This is a genomic window from Janthinobacterium sp. 75 (assembly GCF_004365495.1).
Lineage (GTDB): Bacteria > Pseudomonadota > Gammaproteobacteria > Burkholderiales > Burkholderiaceae_D > Janthinobacterium.
Genome location: NZ_SORD01000001.1, coordinates 3,710,614 through 3,726,100 on the forward strand (window position 1 = coordinate 3,710,614; position 15,487 = coordinate 3,726,100).

Genomic DNA, 15,487 nt, shown 5'->3' on the forward strand with positions numbered 1-15,487 from the left:
CTCTTTTTTCCATGTTTGATTGAATGGTCTCACTATGAAGTTATCCAAACTCGTTCTTTCCCTGCTAGGCAGCCTGCTGATTGCAAACGCAACCGCGGCCCCAGCGACCCTGGCGGAACGCTGGTCCACCTTGCGCACGGAGCAGCCGAAGCTGCAGATCCGCGATGCGGCCCGTGCGCTGGGCGTATCGGAAGCGCAATTGCTGGCAACCAACATCGGCAAAGGCGTCACGCGCCTGCAGGCCGATGGCAACCAGCCGCGCGAAATCATGCGCGCCGCGCTGGACCTGGGCCTCGTGCAAGCGATCACGCGCAATGAAAACGGCGTCATCGAAACGACGGGCGTCGCCAGCAAGTTCAAGCAGGCGGGCGACAAGTCGGAACAGGCCGATGCCAAGCAGGACCCGGAAACGGAAGCGCGCCAGCGCAATATCGCGGGCGGCTACCTGGGTGGTCAGATCGACCTGCGTTTCCACTTTGAACACTGGAAATATGCATTTGCCGTGGAGCAAGCGGGCCGCGACGGCAAGCCCACGCGCAGCCTGCAATTTTTTGACGCCAACGGCACGGCCGTGCACAAGATTTATGTGCGCAGTGACACGGGCGTGGCCGTCTACGACAAGCTGGTGGCAAATTTCCGCATGCCCCAGCAAAGCGGGGAATTGAACGTGCTGGCCGTGGCGCCGAAAGCGGCGGAAAAGCCCGATGCCGAGATCGACGTCAAGGAATTCCAGCTGGCCTGGAAAGACATGACGGACGTGCACCAGTTTGCGCAAATCATGCGTGAATTCCATTTGACGCGCGAACAGGCGCTGCGCCTGGCACCGGCCGGCGTGGTCGAGCGCGTGACGCCGCAAGCGCTGCGCACTCTGCTGGAAAACGCGGCCAAGGACAAGGTCGCCATCATGGTGTTCCTGGGCAATGAAGGCTTGACGCAGATCTACAGCGGCAAGATCGAGAAAACCATGGCCGCTGGCGGCTTCTTCAATGTACTGGACCCGGATTTCAACCTGCACATCCGCGACACGGCCCTGCGCAGCGGCTGGGTCGTCAAGCGTGGCGGCGTTACTTCCGTCGAATTCTTCGACAACGACGGCACGCAAGTGGTCTCCTTCTTCGGCGTGCGCGAGCGGGGCAAGCCGCAGCCGCAAACGTGGGTGGATCTGGCCGATTCCTTGCCAAAAGCCAAGTAAGCAGCACCGTTGAGACTGCACCGTTGCCGCCCTGCGTACCGGCGCGGCAACACTTCAGTTCGACTTCCGCATGAGTCACGATGGCAAGATCACAATAGTGGTATGCTGAGTCCAAGGCCGCAGCGATCGTGCCTGCGTGCTGGTTCCTGAAGAGAGGCAATCATGGCAACCATCATGGCGAACGGCCTCAGCATAGCGTATGAAAGCCACGGCAACCCGGACGATCCGTGCGTGCTGCTGGTCATGGGCCTGGGCATGCAACTGATCGCCTGGCCGGCGGACTTCGTCGAAGGCATCGTCGAGCAAGGGTTTCGGGTGCTGCGTTTCGACAACCGCGACAGCGGCCTGTCGAGCAAGATGGCGCTGGGAGGCAAGCCGTATCTGCCGCTCGCCTACGTGAAAAACCTCATCGGCTGGCCCCTGAAAACTTCCTACACCCTCGACGACATGGCGGACGATGCGCTGGGCTTGCTGGCGGCCCTGCGTATTGCCCAGGCACACGTGATTGGTGTCTCGATGGGAGGCATGATCGCGCAAGTGATGGCGGCGCGCGCGCCGCAGCAGGTGCTGAGCCTGACCTCCATCATGTCGAGCAGCGGCCGGCGCGGCTTGCCCGGCCCCACGCGGGCGGCGCGCAACGCCTTGTTGCAACGTCCGAAGCGCAATGCCAGCCGCGCCGAATTGATGGCGCACATGGCCGCCACCGTGCGCGTCATCGGCAGTCCCGCCTATCCCGTCTCGGAAAAACTGCTGTACCAGCGCATCGAAGCGGCGCTGCAGCGGGGCAGTTGCCCGGAAGGCGTGGCGCGACAGATGGTGGCGATTGCCGCTTCGGGCGAACGCACGGCCTTGCTGCCGAGCATCAGCTGTCCGGCGCTGGTGATCCATGGCGCGGCCGACCCATTGATACCCGTCGCCTGCGGCATCGATACGGCGGCGCTGATCCCGGGCGCCCGGCTGGAAGTGATCGAGGGCATGGGGCACGATATGCCGCCCCAGCTGATCGAGCGCCTGCTCGCCTTGATCGATGTGCATCTGCAAGGTAAGATGGCGCCCCAGATGCGCTCCCAGCCAGCTTGAAAGCAAGCAGGCGCGCCCACCATTTGATTAGCCCGATATATTTTGAAGACACCTGAGATTGGCATCGCCATTGTGGCGCCGGGCGGTTGCGCGCCCGATGAAGCGGCCGTGGCGCGCGGCATCGCCCGCTTGCAGGCACAAGGGGCCACCGTCCACAGTTACTACGACCCCGAACACACATTCCAGCGCTTCGGTGGCACAGATGCGGGCCGCCTGGCGCAGCTGAACGCGGCGGCCGCGGACCCGGACGTGCAGGTGGTGATCGCGTTGCGCGGCAGTTACGGTATCAGCCGCATCCTGCCCGACATCGACTTTAGCGCCATGGCCGCCAGTGGCAAGCTGTTTGTCGGCTACAGCGACTTCACGGCTTTCCATATGGGCTTATTGGCCAGGACGGGCCGTGCCAGCTTCGCCGGCCCCATGCTCTGCGACGATTTTACCCGCGACGAGCCAGAGCAATTTACGCTCGATCAACTGTGGTCGTGCCTGGCCGGCCCCACGCATACGATCACGGGCACGGCGGCGGGCAATCCGCAGGTCGAGCTGCAAGGCAAGTTGTGGGGCGGCAACCTGGCCATGCTGGTGCATTTGCTGGGCACGCCGTATTTCCCGGAGATCGACGGCGGCATCCTGTTCCTGGAAGACGTCAACGAACACCCGTACCGGGTCGAGCGCATGCTGTTGCAATTGCTGCACGCGGGCGTGCTCCAGCGCCAGCATGCGATCGTGCTCGGTGATTTTTCCGCCTATAAACTGAGCCCCATGGATAAGGGCTACGATTTCGACGCCATGCTGGCCTACGTGCGCGAGCGTCTGCCCGTGCCGGTGCTGACGGGACTCGAATTCGGCCACATCCGCCGCCGCGTCACCTTGCCGTTCGGTGGCCACGCGCGGCTGCAGTCGGATGCGTCCGGTTTCAGCCTGACGGTGACCGATTACCCCACCTTGGCGCGCCTCTGAACGCCCTCAGCGCCGTGACCGCCAAGCCCGGCAGGTTGCTGCAGCTCGATGTGCTGCGCGGCATCGCCGTGTTTGGCATCTTGCTGGTGAATATCTGGGGCTTTGCCTGGGGCACGATTTCCTTGCGCTACGGCACCTTGCCGGCGCAGCCGCCCGTGCTCGACCAGCTCGTCATTTTTTCGGTGGCGGCGCTGGCGCAATTCAAGTTTTATCCCATCTTTGCCTTTTTGTTTGGCGCCGGCTTTGCCCTGCAGACGCGTTCCCTGAAACGCCAACTGGGCAGCTGGGAAGCGGCGCAAACGGCTTATCGACGCCGTTTGCGCTGGCTGCTGGCATTCGGCCTGCTGCACGGTTTCTGCATCTGGAGCGGCGACGTGCTGACTTCGTATGCCGTCGCCGGGATGCTGATCCTGCCCCTGGCGTCAGCCAGGCTCAGCCGCGTGCGCAACCGCGCCTGGCTGGTGGCCGCCGGCTTCCTGCTATTCCTGTGCCTGCTGATTCCCGTGGGCCAGCAGGGCGGCGCGCCGGATATCGCGCGCGATCTGCAAGGCTTTGCGGAGCGCCACGCCATTTACACGCAAGGCGGCGCGTGGGCCGTGGCCAGGCTGCGCGCCAACGATTTCCTCGTCTCCTTGCTGTACGCCGCTGTCATGCTGCCGCATATTATCGTGCTGTTCCTGCTGGGCATCTTGTCCGTGCGTTGTGGTTGGCTGACGCAGCCGCAGCGCCACCAGCGCCTGTGGCGCCGCGTGTGTGCCGTCGGACTGGGCGTGGGTTTGCCGTTCAGCCTGCTGGCGGCGGGCGCCATCGCCTGGCAAGTGGCTGATCCGTATCAAACCGTTTTCGATACGGCCCTGTTCGAAGTGGGCCTGTTCGCGGGTGGCCCTGTGCTGGCGGCCGGCTATGTGGCGGCGCTGATGCTGGCCGGCCCCTTCATGCTGCGCTGGCTGGGCGCATGGCTGGCGCCCGTGGGACGCATGGCGCTGAGCAATTATTTGCTGCAATCCTTGATCGGTACCTGGCTGCTGCAGGGACCGGGCCTGGGCTGGGGCGCCCGTTTGCGTCCCGCCGAGATGCTGGGACTGGCGGTAGTGATCATGGCGGGGCAGGTGCTGTTCAGCCGTTACTGGCTGCAATACTTCCGCCAGGGACCGATGGAGGCGCTGTGGCGCAGGTTGGCGCGCCTGCCTTAATCCGTTCCCCAGTCAAACGCGCCTTGCGCCGCAGCCGCTGGCGGCGCCTTGGCCCTGGCAGCGGGCACGAGCGGATTATCCACAGCATGCCATTCGAATAACGCCGTATCGAGCATGCAGCTGCGTGCCAGGTGCAGTGCTTGCTCGGGAATGAGCGCCGGCTCGAGCCAGCGGTGCGCGTCTTCCCGGCTGACGGCGACGGGTCGGCGGTCGTGGATGTCGACCATGCCACCGAGGCTGTCGGCCGTCACCAGCACGAAACCTGCGTCCTCGCGGCGGAACTTCCAGGGGCCGAAATGGGCCAGCGCCAGCAGGAACAGCGGCGCTCGGTCGCGGCGGTGGATGTGCCAGGGCTGTTTGCTGCCTTTTTCTCCCGTCCATTCGTACCAGCCCGACACACAGACGATACCGCGCCCTGCACGCAGCAAGGGTTTCCAGTAGGCACCAGCGAGTTTTTCCAGGCGCGCATTGATGGCGATGGGGATCTTTTTCTTGCCGGGCGCTGGCACGGCCTGTGCGGCCCAGGCCGGGCGGTAACCCCAGAAGACGTCGTCGACCCGCTGCACGCCGTCCTCGACATGCATCACGGGCCGGTAGGTGCCGGGCGAGACGTTCAGGTGCGGCTCAGCCTCGCTGTCGAACACCGCGTCGGTCCAGCCGAAGGAAGACGCCAGCACGCGCGCCGTGTCATTTTGATCGAATCGTCCACACATGGCGAAATCATACCCGATCGCCATGGCGCACGCGGGCTGGCGCGCGCCTGGCGTGGGTGTGGGCCAACGTACAGACTGCGGGCGGGATGTGGCGCACAGTGGAGGCCAGTCAGATGGCTGACGCTTTTAGCATCGGAGGAATCATGTCGTTTGAAAATCCCACCATCCACAAAGGTTTTACCATCAGTGCCACGGCCAGCCAGCGCCGCGATGGCCGCTGGGTCGGTTCGTATGTCAGCCAGAACCAGGCGTGCGGCGCGTATGCGGACACCTGCGACTATGACGATTGCAGCAACGAAAAAGAGGCGCAGCAAGTGGCTCTGTCGATGGGCTGGAGCCTCGCCGATGGCGTGCCGGTACGCTGAAACGGCTTTAGCGCTTGCGCAGGGCCAGCAACAGGCCCGCAATCGGGAATAGCAGGGCCGCGCCCAGACGTACGGAGGTCAGCGAAGCGGCCTCCACGCCCAGCATATGCGGCAAGGCCAGCAGCAACAGGGGCGCAGGCACGGCAATCGCGAAGAAAAACAGGTACCACGAGTAGCCATTCTTCTTGGCCAGCAAGGCGATCAGCGCGCAGCCGACCAGGAAGACCAGCGGCAAATTTACAAATTCCATGGTGAAGCACTCTTAGCAAGGGGAACGCGATTATACGCGCCGCTCCTTGCGCCGCGTTAATTGCCGACCAGGTCGGGCGGCTGTTGGGCCTGCTTGCCGCCGGCCGGCGCATCGGCGGGCAGCAGCGCCGTGATGGCGCCGCTATAGATGAGTTCCTGGGCGTACGCCGATGCCTCGATCAGGGCTGCATGCACGGACTTGAAGCTGCTGGACGTTTCAATCAGCACGGGCTTGGCATACACCTGCTGCGTATCGCCGCGCTTGCTGATCAAAATCATGCCCCGATAGCGCCCATCCTTCTCCAGCGCCCCCGCCACATGAAATTCATAGCCGCTGATCTGGTGTTTTTGTAGCTGATCCATATCTCCCGCCTCCAGACCTGTTTGTCGTGGCCCAGACCTTTTTACGCGCATCGAACGGTCGAGTCTTTGATTTGCATCAATACTGTCAGCCAGGGTTCAACTAGCGCATCGACGCCAGTCGCAAGCGTAGCGAGCGGCGCTGATTTGAGGCTGAGAAGTGTATTAAAAGTACGGTGAGCATCGCCAGCCGCAAGGTGCTCCGCGCAGCCGATCTGGCCAGCCGTCCTCACCCAGCGCGAATGGCGCGGATCTGCTGGGCCGTTTCCTCGATCTCCCGATACGCTTCCTGGATATAGCCATTGATCGGGTGCCCGTCCATCCACTCGAAATAGGCGCGCTCGTCCTGTCTGATGGCGAAAGGGACGTGGTGCTCGCGTATTGACTCGGCCGTTTCGCGCACCAGCGAGGCAAAAATAAGCTCCAGAGTTTCCATGATGGTCACCTTGCGAGACAGAAATGCAGAGTAATGAATGTAGCACAAAGTGGGCCGTCGTCCATGCCCGCACTTATGTCGTGCGCGCCTGCCAGGCCTGCGTTGCGGCTATCATGACGTCCGGCGGCACGCTGTGTGTCCGTACATCACCCTGGATTGTAAAGTCGTCGTCATGGAAATTATTCTTGCTCCTTCCAACCTTGGCTTGCGGCCCTTGCATCCCGGCCATGAACCGGGCACCTGGCGCGCCCCGGCCGTGCTGATGGCGAATAACCTGGCAGCGGCCGTGGGCGCGCGTGCCATTGTGTCACTGCCGCGTCCTGTCTATACGCCCCTGGCCCAGCCCGGCACGCGCCTGTACAACGGCGTGACGATGCGCGCGTTCAACCTGGAACTGGCCGCGCGTGTTGCCGACAGCCATGCGCGCGGCGTATTTCCGCTAGTTATAGGCGGTGACTGTTCCGTGCTGCTGGGTGCATTGGCGGGCGCCCGGCGTACTGGCGGCGTTGCGCTGGTACATGTGGATGGGCATAGCGATTTCCGACATCCGGGTAACTATGATCCCGCGCAAAGCCTGGGCGCTGTGGCCGGCATGGACCTGGCCCTTGCCACGGGCCGGGGCGAAGCGCTGATGACGCAGTGGCCCGGCATGACGGCGCCACTGGTGGCGGAAGAGCATGTCGTGCAACTGGGGGAGCGGGAAAACCGCGATGCCGATTTCGCCTGGCCGGACGTGAATGATACGGCTATCACGCGCATTGATGTGTTTGACGCCAACGCGGCCGGTCCTGCCGCCGTGGCCAGCCGCATCAATGCTGCGCTGGACAGGGTTGAGCCGCGGCGCTTCTGGCTGCACCTCGATGTCGATGTGCTCGATCAAACATTGATGCCAGCCGTCGATTCCCCAGGCAGTCCCGGCATTGCGCCCGAGGCCTTGCTGTCTATCCTGCGTGCCGTGCGCAACGGTGGCGGCTGCTGCGGCATGACCGTGACGGTGTTCGATCCCGACAAGGACCCGGACGGCAGTTGCGCCGCCTTGCTGGTGACATTGCTGGGCCAGCTTTTCGCGCCGGCCCAGGCCTCAGGCCGGATGGCCGATATGCTCGTATAAAATCACGCATCCGATGACGATCAGCACCAGGCCACCCACCAGTTCGGCACGTCGGCCCGCCACCGTACCCAGCACGCGGCCCAGCATCACGCCCAGGGTGACCATGACGAAGGTGGAAAAGCCGATGGCGGCGGCCGTGACGACAATGTTGGCGCCCAGCAAGGCCAGGCCCGCGCCTACCACCATCGCATCGATGCTGGTGGCCAGGCCGGTAACAGCCAGCACCCAGAACGAGTGCGACTGGGCCGGCGCTTCGTCCTCGTCGGCGTCGGAGAGGGCATTGCGTATCATCAACAGGCCGATGATGCCCAGCAGGCTGAAGGCGATCCAGTGGTCCCACGCTTCCACATAGGGTGCGGCCACGCTGCCCAAGGCCCAGCCGATGACGGGCGTGATGGCTTCGATGACGCCAAAGATCAGGCCAGTGCGCAGCGCCTCGCGCCATTGCGGCTTGTGCAGGGCGGCGCCCTTGCCCACGGCGGCCGCGAAGGCATCGGTGGACATGGCAAGGGAGAGGGCGGCGGTGGCGGCGAAATTCATCGTTGGCTTTCGGTAAAACCTGGCTGGGATGGTGAGTTGCAAATTACAAACCCGGCAATTTTACCCTACGTACAGCACCACCAAGGCGGCAAACAGGCAATAGGCGCCAAAGAAATGCCAGCGGCCCTGTTCCAGCCAGCGAGACAGCCAGCGCAGCGCCAGCAAGCCGGCCAGAAAGGATAGCAGCATGCCCAGCAGGCTGGGGCCGAGCAGGCGCAGCAGGCTGTTACCGTGTTCCAGATGGTCCAGGCTGCCATTTGCCACGGCCTGGTAAAAGCGCCAGCCTTCCTTGATCAGCACGGCTGGCGTCAGCACCACAGCCAGGGCAAAGCTGAATTCTTCTGCGCGGCGTTGCGGCACGCCCATGGCGATGCCGGCGGAAATGGTGGCGCCCGAACGGGAAAATCCCCGGAAGGGCAGGCACAGGCCTTGCACGGCGCCGATCACCATGGCCTTGCCGAAGGATAAGCTGCCATGCTGGCGCGCTTGCTGGCGCGAGGAGACGATGATCAGCACGCCGGCAGCGGCCAGCGCGGCAGCCATCAGTTTCGCGTTGCCGAACAGGTGCTCGATTTCAAAGCCAGGCGCATCCTTGCTCATGATGTGGGTAATGCCCTTCAGCAAGCCGAAGCCGACCATGCCCGTCAGGGCGGTGGCGGCGACAAGCAGCAGCACATTGCTGCGGAAGGCGGCGGCCGAGCTGAAATACGTGGCGCGCCAGGATGTCCAGAAATACACGATGACGGCGAACATCGTGCCCGTGTGCAGCATCACCAGCAGCATGGTCAGCTCCGGTGACGTGGGGTCCAGGCCCATCCATTTTTCCGCCATGATGACGTGGGCGGAACTGGAGACGGGCAGCAGTTCGGCGAAGCCCTGGACGATGGAAAGAATAAACAATTGCAAAAAGCTCATGGGTATCGGGACTCAGGCGGGGGAGGGGCCGACGATTTTACCCGCCAGTGACGGCGGGCAGTCCCTGCGCCAGATTACAGTTTGTCCATGTTTACGGCTTGGCCGCTACTTGCGGCTTGAAGACGGCGCGGAAAGCCTTCAGCGCGGCCGGGTGATAGATCGTGCCATGACTTTCTTCCGGCATCTTTTCCAGATGCCATTGCAAGCCGGGCGGCGCCTGTTTTTCCAGCACCTGCGACAGACGCTGCACTTCGACGGCGATGCCCGCTTCGCTGCTGGATGCCAGGTACAGGCTGTGCTTGCCTGGCTTGCCCTTGGCCAGCAGGGCCGCCGCCTGGCGCGGCAGTGTGCCATGGTTCCACCACAGGCTGGGATCGAAGGCCAGGTAATGGTCGAACAGTTGCGGTTCCAGTAAGTACGTTTCCACCACGAACAGGCCCGCCAGCGACTCGCCGACGATGGCCATTTCGCCTGTCGTGCGGTAGCGCCGTTTGACTTCCGGCATCAGTTCATCGCGGATGAAGGCCCGGTAAGCGGACGCGCCACCCACCACGGGGGCGATTTTGCGGTCTTCCGCATTGTCCGTTGGCCCCGTCAGGTCGCGCCGGCGCTGCGTGTTTTGCATGCCGACCAGCATGAAGGGACGCATGGTGCCGTTGGCTACCGATACTTGCAGCAAGCCGGCCACGTGTAAAAAGTCTTCGGCCACGCCGCCGTCCGGCATGTACAGCACGGGCAATGGCGCGTCGGGCGGCGTATCCCACGCGCGCGCCATGTACACATTGATGTGGCGCTTTTCCTTCAGCGCCTGCGAATCGATGCTGAAAGTTTCGCCAATGACGAGCGGTGTGGCCGCGCTGGCGGTAGCGGTGGGCGCCGCAATGGCGAGAGGGAAGGAGCTGGACAGCAGCAGGGCGGCAGTGAAGTGCAGTGCAAGGCGAGAGCGGCGCATGTTTTCCCGTGATAAGTAGTGGATAGATGGCATGGACGCGTATAGACATGCCATCAAGCAATTCTATCTTATCTTTGATGCAGTCTTACTTGATCGTCAAGAGTTCCCGTTCGCGCACGATACCGGCCTTGTCCACCGTATAGGCGATCAGCAGGGCCCCATCGTCGGCGCAGGCATGGCAGCTCTTCAGGGGCGTGGAAAACAGCAGGCGCTGGCCTCCATCGTCGGCGGCCGTGCTGCCGACAAAATCGGCGGGGGCAAACGGCACGGCGTCCGGGTGGGCGGCGGCAAACGCGCGCCAGGCCGGTGTGGCGCGGTCTTCCTCGCGCACGGTGTCCTCGTCGACGTCGATGGCGGCGCCATCGCTGCCGATCAGCAAGCTGCCTTCATTCGTGTTGGCGCGGAAAGGATAGGTGACGGTGGCCAGGGCCGCCTTGCCCAGCGGGCGCCAGGCGGAAATGAAGCCCGCCTTGTTCGCCTTGACCAGCATCCTGGCGGCGGCGAGGGCTTGCGGGCGCGCGCCGGAGCGCTGCATGGTGCGCAGCAGGCAGACGTCGGGCGCGCTGTGCGATTGCTCGCTGCGGCAGGCCGACAACGAGCGTTCCTGCCACACGGCGCGCGCGTCGATGGGGCCCGCCTCCAGGGCATGGGCCGCCTGCATGGCGGCCAGGCCGGAGACAGCAAGGATGGCGCAGCCGGCTACGTGACGGGAAAATCGTGTTGACATGGGGCGCCTTTCAATAGCGGAAACAGGAGATCTTCCAATTATAGGAGGGGCCAGGCGTGCTTGCGCCCACGATTGGCCAAGGGATGGCCTTGCTGGCGGCTGGCTTGCGCCTCGCTCAACGCTTTTTTGCCGCCGCCTGGCGCAGCGCCCTGGATTCTTGCTTGTTGAGAATGTGCGGGCGCTTGGCCAGCTCCGCCTTGACGGCGGCGATGGCGGCGCCGAACTGCTGCTCGGCTTGCGCTGGACTGGCGCCTGCATAATTCTGCTGGTTGGATTGCGCGGCACGCAGCTGGCGCAGCAGCGCCAGCAGTTGCTTGCCGTGCAGGGCAGGCAAGTCTTGCGCCAGCGCCTGCTTGGCCACCGCGCCTTCCACATGGTCGGGGTCGAGAAGGTGCAGCAAGGCCAGGCCTGCGGGCTGTGGTGCCGGAGTCGATTTGTTCATCCAGTCATTCTAAACGACGCCAGGATTACAGGTATTCCCAGATCTCATCGAAGGTTTCGCGCGCGAAATCGTTGCGCCAGGCTTCCGAGTTCTTTTCGCGGCTGACGGCAAACACGGCACGCCAGGCCTGCTTTGGCGCGCCGGTGTAGGTCGCGGCGATCTTTTGCAGGCCGGCCGTGCATTGCTCGACCTTGCAGCCGCTCTTGGCCAGTTGCTGGGCCGCAGCCGCCCATGCCACGGGCACCTTGACGACCTGGCATTCGAAGCTGACGGCAGCCGTCTGCATGCCGTTTTCCACCGTCACCGGATCTGCCTTGATGGCCTGGCAGGTGGCGCCATTCTTGGCGGCGATGACATTGGCAGCCAGCAGTTCGGCCGCCGGCGTCACAGCTGCGCGCATGGTGGCGGGGAACAGGTCGGCGATCAGCTTGCCGGTTTCCTTTGGAAACTTGGCGTCCGTTTCCTTCAAGCCGCTGTACGACGCGTATTCGGCGCTCTGTTGGCCCGCCAGGCGGGTGGGGCGCAGGTAGGCGTTGAGCTTGGCGACGCTGGCTTCATCGTGGTTGATGATGGTCTTGATGTACAGATTGGCCACCTCGACCGGCGCCAGCTCCACGGCTGGCGCCTCGGCGGCGAAGGCAGGCTGCATCAGTGCAGCGGCGAAGGTGGCGGCCAGCAGTCTGGCGGCAGGGAATTGCTTGTGCATGTATTTTCTCCACGATTCAATGTCAGGCGCCGAAAGATGCTGTAGGGCAACTCAGGCGTGCGCATTATATATGGCGAAAGTCATAACGTTGCACACCTCAGGCGTGCGCCTTGCTTGCCGCTGCCAGCAAGGCCAGCAGCAGCTCCTTGCGCCGGCCTTCCGCCTTGCGCGCCAGGGCCGCCAGTTTTTCCAGCTTGCCCCAGACCGGATACAGCATGTGCTCCACCAGATAGCCTTCCAGCCCCTGCAGTTGCTGGCAGAACAGCTCCAGTTTCTCCACCTCTTCCAGTTCTGCCTGGATCCTGACCTTTGCGTTATCCGTGCATGCGCGCAGACACGCCGCCAGCACGGCAATGGAGTCGCCCGTGACGCCATGTCGCTCGGCAAAGGCGGCCGTGAACTGATCCTGTACGGACTGGTGCTCTTCGTCGACGTTGGCCATGTAGTGCTGCACCAGGGGGAAATAGCGTACGTCGAGCAAGCCCAGGCCAAACGTGGCATAGCTGCCGGGCATGCAGTTCTTTTCGCCTTCCGTGTCGGCATAGAACTCGAATTCTTCGATGGCCGCGCGCGCATACGCTTCCAGTTGCGGCTGCAGGGACGCATAGGCGAGGGCGTTGGCAAAGAAACGGTGCGTATCGGACCTGGCCAGGCCTTTCAAGGGAAGATATTCCTTCACCTTGGACTTGAGCTTGATCTGGTAGCTTTTCGGGAAACCGTTGTTCAGCAAATGCGTGATGAATGCCAGCGCCTGCGCATACGCGTCTTCCTCTTCCCTGGCGATATTGATGCTGATGGTGGCAAACACATCGTTGGCACGGCATTCCAGCAGTGCATTTTTCAGGTGGATGTCGGCATCGGGGAAGCTGCCGCTGCCTTCCTTGAGCATGCGCACGGCCCGTGCGCTGCCCAGTTCGCGCGCGATGTCCAGGAATTTGAGGCCCCTGGATTTGGCGTAGCTCGGTTCGTGGCGCAGGATCATGACGGCGCCATACAGTAGCAGGTCGATCGGCTGCAGCGCCTGCGCATCCGGCGCCGCACCCGCTTTCAAGGTGTATTCCGTGGCGCGGTAGGCGGATAGCGCGCTGTCATAAAATTGCGGGAGGAAAACGTTTTCCGCCCATTGCGTGATGGCGCGGATGATGTCGGCACGGTGCTTGGCCAGGGCCTCCGGCTGGGTCTTGCTCAAGGCCTGGATGCGTTCGTATTGGGTGATGCTCCAGGCCACGTCGAGCTGCGGGAACAGTTGCGGGTCGAGCAGGTGGCGCGCCAGGAAGAACGTTTCCAGTGGCTTCGTCGGATGCTTGCCATGCGTAAGCTTTTGCTCAATGTACGCGTGTATGTTTTCCAGCAAGGCCTGGCGTTTATCCTCGTTGACGTATTCCAGCAACGTCAGGTGCAGCATGCCCTGCGCCGTCTGGAACTTGCTGCGGCAGGTGAAACGATAGTCGATCATCGGCGTGTCCACCAGCGGCGCCAGGCGGGCTTGCACCAGCGCCGTCAGTTGTGGCGCGACAGCCTCGCGTATTTGCGCATCGTCAAGGCGGGCCGGCGTCCTGGGGCGCGCGTCGTCGTCATCGAAACCCAGGTCGAGATCGTCGGCGATCGCGCGCCCTGGCTTGTAGTCGAGCATCAAGTCATTGAAGATGCCCGCTTGCAAGGTCGTGCGCTTGACGGATTGCTCCAGGTCGGTGCGCTGCAGGCGCTCATCGAACCAGGCGTCAATGGCTGCCGTCATTTCCTGTGTTGCCAGCTCTACAAGTGTACTCATCAATATCGTCGTCTTTCCCTGCATTGCGCGTGACAGCGCCACCGGCTGCCGTCACGGTCATGTTTAATATAAAGCACTATTTTAGGTGTTCAAGCCTGGCTGCATCAAGGGCCGCACGGCTGTCAGGAGGCAGCGGCGAGGAAGCGCGCGTCGATGTCGTCGGACAGCGGTCCCACGGTAATTGTGCTGTGCCAGCCCGATGGCTTGTCATTGCCATCAAACAAGGCGATGCGCGTGTGGATGAACAGGACGGAATACACGCCGGATTTCATGTCGCGCTTCAAGTCCCAGTGCATCAGTTCGATGGCTTCGCCCATGCGCGGCAGATGGGCGCCCGGCGGCAGCAGAATGTTCTGGTTGATGAATTCCCTGCTCGGGCCCGGTTCCTTTTGGCGCGGATCGAGGTAACGGAATGAAACGCTGGTAACGATGTTTGGCATGCGAGGCACCTGCTTGGTTATGTATCCGATGACAATAGCACAGGGAGATGGCCGATGCCTGCGCTGCACGGCACCGGACGGGCGTGCGCGCAACTATGTTCGATAGCAGACGGTGCTTGGAAGGTCATCGCGCTAGGCTGGCCTATTCTTAATCATTGAGATTGCCGAAAACGCCATGATGCATTTATTCCTCGCGGAAAACCGCGCCGAGCTGGAGCGCCGTTGCCGTGACAAAGTCGCCAAGCGGCCCCTGCGTTTTTCGACTGAAAAGCAGTTAAGTGAAGGCATTCCCATCTTCCTGGATCAGCTGATCCGTACCCTGAAAGCGGAAGAGGCGGGCAAACTGGCGCAAAGCCTGGCCATTTCCGGTCCCGCCGACGGTAGTGCGGCGGGTATATCGGAGCTGGCCGACAGCGCGAACACGCACGGCGGGCAATTGCTGGCGCTCGGCTATTCCGTCAGTCAGGTGGTGCACGATTATGGCGACCTGTGCCAGGCTGTCAGCGATCTTGCCGTGGCGTTGGGTGAGCAATTTGCCGTCGAGGAATTCAGGACACTGAACCGTTGCCTTGATAACGGCATTGCCGAAGCTGTCTCCGAATTTATCCAGCGGCGCGATGTGCTCATCGCCAACGAGCAGGCACTGGCACTGAGCCAGCGTATCGGCTTCTTCGCCCATGAGCTGCGCAATCACCTCAGCACGGCAGGCCTGGCCGTCGCGGCGATCAAGCAGGGCGGCATGGGCGTGACGGGCGCCACTGGCGCCGTGCTCGACCGCAGCCTCGTGGGTTTGCGTACCCTGATCGATCGCTCGCTGGCCGAAGTGCGGGTGGAGGCAGGCCTGACCTTGCAACGCACGGTTTTTTCCGTGAGCAACTTCATCAGTGAGCTGAGCTATTCAGCCAGGCTGGAAGCGGACTTGCTGCACTTTACCTTGATCGTGGAAGAGGTCTCTCCCATGCCGCAGCTCTATGCTGACCAGGATTTGCTGCTTTCCGCCGTGGGCAACCTGCTGCAGAATGCCTTCAAGTTTGGCGCACCGAATGGGACGGTGGTGCTGCGCGCCTATGCGCACGGCGAAAGGATCAGGATCGAAGTGGAGGATAACGGCGCCGGCCTGTCGCCGGAGGCCGCAGATGACATGTTCCTGCCCTTTACGCAAGGCGGTGCCAACAAGACGGGGCTGGGGCTGGGGCTGTCGATTGCCCGCCGCAGCGTGGAAGCGAATGGCGGCACCTTGAGCGTGGACAGCGTGCCTGGCCATGGCTGCGTCTTCGTCATCGACCTGCCCCGGCATGCCGGGGCTGTCGCCACCTTCGTCACATGAGCGGATGC

General features: G+C 62.9%; 19 protein-coding genes. 7 read left to right on the plus strand and 12 right to left on the minus strand.

Annotated features, from left to right (window positions below):
* The first annotated feature begins 34 nt into the window (after window positions 1-34).
* The 4 genes from C8C89_RS16900 to C8C89_RS16915 all read left to right on the plus strand — a co-directional run bounded on the left by C8C89_RS16900 (window position 35) and on the right by C8C89_RS16915 (window position 4,425).
* Window positions 35-1,192, plus strand: a complete 1,158-nt coding sequence (locus C8C89_RS16900; RefSeq protein WP_133991223.1) for a ChuX/HutX family heme-like substrate-binding protein — start codon at window positions 35-37, stop codon at window positions 1,190-1,192.
* Between the two features lie 162 nt (window positions 1,193-1,354).
* Entirely contained in the window at window positions 1,355-2,272 is a 918-nt protein-coding gene (locus C8C89_RS16905) for an alpha/beta hydrolase (protein ID WP_133991225.1), read from the plus strand.
* Window positions 2,273-2,314: 42 nt separating this feature from the next.
* Window positions 2,315-3,232: a muramoyltetrapeptide carboxypeptidase gene (gene ldcA / locus C8C89_RS16910; protein ID WP_101481442.1), complete on the plus strand. Its 918-nt coding sequence runs from the start codon at window positions 2,315-2,317 to the stop codon at window positions 3,230-3,232.
* 14 nt (window positions 3,233-3,246) lie between these two features.
* Window positions 3,247-4,425, plus strand: a complete 1,179-nt coding sequence (locus C8C89_RS16915; protein ID WP_133991227.1) for a DUF418 domain-containing protein — start codon at window positions 3,247-3,249, stop codon at window positions 4,423-4,425.
* Here the strand turns inward: C8C89_RS16915 and C8C89_RS16920 are convergent.
* The gene (locus C8C89_RS16920) at window positions 4,422-5,162 is read right to left on the minus strand and encodes an SOS response-associated peptidase (protein ID WP_243858051.1); all 741 of its coding nucleotides are present in this window, start codon (window positions 5,160-5,162) and stop codon (window positions 4,422-4,424) included. The genes C8C89_RS16915 and C8C89_RS16920 overlap by 4 nt on opposite strands.
* Before the next feature lie 119 nt (window positions 5,163-5,281).
* On the opposite strand from C8C89_RS16920, the gene C8C89_RS16925 reads away from it, so the two are divergent.
* Complete coding sequence (locus C8C89_RS16925) at window positions 5,282-5,503, plus strand: hypothetical protein (protein WP_101481440.1); 222 nt, start codon at window positions 5,282-5,284, stop codon at window positions 5,501-5,503.
* Between the two features lie 7 nt (window positions 5,504-5,510).
* Here C8C89_RS16925 and C8C89_RS16930 read toward each other — a convergent pair whose 3' ends face one another.
* From C8C89_RS16930 to C8C89_RS16940, 3 genes are all read right to left on the minus strand, one after another.
* Entirely contained in the window at window positions 5,511-5,753 is a 243-nt protein-coding gene (locus C8C89_RS16930) for a hypothetical protein (protein WP_133991229.1), read from the minus strand.
* A gap of 56 nt (window positions 5,754-5,809) precedes the next feature.
* Complete coding sequence (locus C8C89_RS16935; protein WP_133991231.1) at window positions 5,810-6,115, minus strand: hypothetical protein; 306 nt, start codon at window positions 6,113-6,115, stop codon at window positions 5,810-5,812.
* 226 nt (window positions 6,116-6,341) lie between these two features.
* A complete protein-coding gene (locus C8C89_RS16940) occupies window positions 6,342-6,548 on the minus strand; it encodes a hypothetical protein (RefSeq protein WP_133991234.1) in 207 nt (68 codons plus the stop codon).
* A 172-nt stretch (window positions 6,549-6,720) separates the two neighbouring features.
* Between C8C89_RS16940 and C8C89_RS16945 the strand changes: the two genes are divergently transcribed.
* Entirely contained in the window at window positions 6,721-7,659 is a 939-nt protein-coding gene (locus tag C8C89_RS16945) for an arginase family protein (protein ID WP_133991236.1), read from the plus strand.
* Here C8C89_RS16945 and mntP read toward each other — a convergent pair.
* The 8 genes from mntP to C8C89_RS16985 all read right to left on the minus strand — a co-directional run bounded on the left by mntP (window position 7,630) and on the right by C8C89_RS16985 (window position 14,152).
* Window positions 7,630-8,199 (minus strand): manganese efflux pump MntP, encoded by a 570-nt coding sequence (gene mntP, locus C8C89_RS16950; RefSeq protein WP_133991238.1) that lies wholly within the window; start codon window positions 8,197-8,199, stop codon window positions 7,630-7,632. The genes C8C89_RS16945 and mntP overlap by 30 nt on opposite strands.
* A gap of 60 nt (window positions 8,200-8,259) precedes the next feature.
* Window positions 8,260-9,114: an undecaprenyl-diphosphate phosphatase gene (locus C8C89_RS16955; protein ID WP_133991240.1), complete on the minus strand. Its 855-nt coding sequence runs from the start codon at window positions 9,112-9,114 to the stop codon at window positions 8,260-8,262.
* A gap of 91 nt (window positions 9,115-9,205) precedes the next feature.
* Window positions 9,206-10,066, minus strand: a complete 861-nt coding sequence (locus C8C89_RS16960; protein ID WP_133991242.1) for an alpha/beta hydrolase-fold protein — start codon at window positions 10,064-10,066, stop codon at window positions 9,206-9,208.
* 85 nt (window positions 10,067-10,151) lie between these two features.
* Window positions 10,152-10,793, minus strand: a complete 642-nt coding sequence (locus C8C89_RS16965) for a hypothetical protein (protein ID WP_133991244.1) — start codon at window positions 10,791-10,793, stop codon at window positions 10,152-10,154.
* Window positions 10,794-10,908: 115 nt separating this feature from the next.
* Window positions 10,909-11,235 carry a hypothetical protein gene (locus C8C89_RS16970; RefSeq protein WP_133991246.1) on the minus strand — a complete coding sequence of 109 codons (327 nt, stop codon included), beginning with the start codon at window positions 11,233-11,235 and terminating at the stop codon, window positions 10,909-10,911.
* 25 nt (window positions 11,236-11,260) lie between these two features.
* Complete coding sequence (locus tag C8C89_RS16975; RefSeq protein ID WP_133991248.1) at window positions 11,261-11,941, minus strand: hypothetical protein; 681 nt, start codon at window positions 11,939-11,941, stop codon at window positions 11,261-11,263.
* Window positions 11,942-12,038: 97 nt separating this feature from the next.
* Window positions 12,039-13,712 (minus strand): DUF6138 family protein, encoded by a 1,674-nt coding sequence (locus C8C89_RS16980; protein ID WP_133991250.1) that lies wholly within the window; start codon window positions 13,710-13,712, stop codon window positions 12,039-12,041.
* 122 nt (window positions 13,713-13,834) lie between these two features.
* The gene (locus tag C8C89_RS16985; RefSeq protein ID WP_101481429.1) at window positions 13,835-14,152 is read right to left on the minus strand and encodes a hypothetical protein; all 318 of its coding nucleotides are present in this window, start codon (window positions 14,150-14,152) and stop codon (window positions 13,835-13,837) included.
* 175 nt (window positions 14,153-14,327) lie between these two features.
* Between C8C89_RS16985 and C8C89_RS16990 the strand changes: the two genes are divergently transcribed.
* Complete coding sequence (locus C8C89_RS16990; protein WP_208327714.1) at window positions 14,328-15,479, plus strand: HAMP domain-containing sensor histidine kinase; 1,152 nt, start codon at window positions 14,328-14,330, stop codon at window positions 15,477-15,479.
* Window positions 15,480-15,487 lie beyond the last annotated feature (8 nt).